Genomic DNA, 1242 nt, shown 5'->3' with positions numbered 1-1242 from the left:
CAGGGAAAATGCATGAAAACCCGCGCCATGATGCGGCTTTCAGCGCTTTACGAGGTTAGTCTGATGTGGTCATCTAAGTGTTTTCCTTTTGGATAACATCTATGTCAGCGCCGTCTCTGTTTCAGCATTTGTCTGTTATTCCCGACTTCAGGCAATCCTGGAAAGTGCAACATCAGCTTTCGGATATCCTGTTTTTAGTGGTATGTGCAGTGATTTGTGGCTCAGAGGGCTGGGACGAAATCGAGGATTTTGGCCACTCAAAACTTGATTTTCTCAGACAATATGGTGATTTTGGCGGCGGCATTCCCAGTCACGATACGTTGGCGCGTGTCATGGCACTGATCAACGCAGAACAGCTTCAGACAGCCTTTGCCGAATGGATGAAAGCCTGCCACGACGTAACTCAGGGTGCAGTGGTGGCTATTGACGGTAAAACACTGCGGGGCTCTTATTGCCGAGGAAAGCAGAAAGGCGCGATCCACATGGTGAGTGCTTTCAGCGCGGCTAATGGCGTCGTATTAGGGCAAGTGAAAACGGCACAGAAATCCAATGAGATCACCGCGATACCCGAGCTACTCAAGCTTCTAAATTTACAAGGCTGTCTGGTGACAATTGACGCGATGGGGTGCCAGAAAAAAGTAGCGGCAAAAGTGCTCCACAAAGGAGCTGATTACCTGCTTGCTGTCAAAGATAATCAGCCTAAATTGATGCAAGCCTTCGAGCAGGCGTTTCCAATGAGTGAGCTGATTGGCTTTGAAGGTGATGCTTATGTGACCGATGAGAAAAATAGGGGGCGTCAGGAAACGCGTTATCACTTTGCCAGTGAGTTCACTCAAGAATTTCAAGATCTTAGTTATGAGTGGCCGGGGTTGAAAACAGTGGGTGTGGTGATGTCATTTCGTACTGAAGTCGGTCGTGCACCAGAAGAGCCAACGTTGCGCTACTACATCAGTTCAGCAGAATTGAGTGCTAAAAAATTGGCTGAAGCGGCTCGTCAACATTGGTTCGTGGAAAATAAGTTGCACTGGTCACTGGATGTCGCTTTACGAGAAGATGCTTGCAAAATCCATCGAGGCTATGCGGCTGAGAACCTTGCCAGGGTTCGTCACATTGCTTTGAATTACCTCAAGGGCGAGACAAGTTTTAAAGGTGGCATACGCCGAAAGCAGAAAAAGGCAGCACTGGATGAAAGCTATTTAGCGACGATATTGGCTGGATGAAATCTTTCATGCGTTTGCCCTG

The 1242-nt window shown here is 48.1% G+C and carries 1 protein-coding gene; it reads left to right on the top strand.

What is annotated here, in order from left to right:
* The first annotated feature begins 101 nt into the window (after window positions 1-101).
* On the top strand, window positions 102-1220 hold the full coding sequence (locus ACT3XD_RS19590) for an ISAs1 family transposase (RefSeq protein ID WP_192539961.1): 1119 nt from the start codon (window positions 102-104) through the stop codon (window positions 1218-1220).
* Window positions 1221-1242: the final 22 nt, after the last annotated feature.

The organism is Halomonas sp. AOP7-B1-5 (genome assembly GCF_052353045.1).
GTDB classification, from domain to species: domain Bacteria; phylum Pseudomonadota; class Gammaproteobacteria; order Pseudomonadales; family Halomonadaceae; genus Vreelandella; species Vreelandella colorata.
The sequence above is the reverse complement of the archived record's forward strand: the minus strand, read 5'-3'. Positions and strand labels throughout refer to the sequence as shown.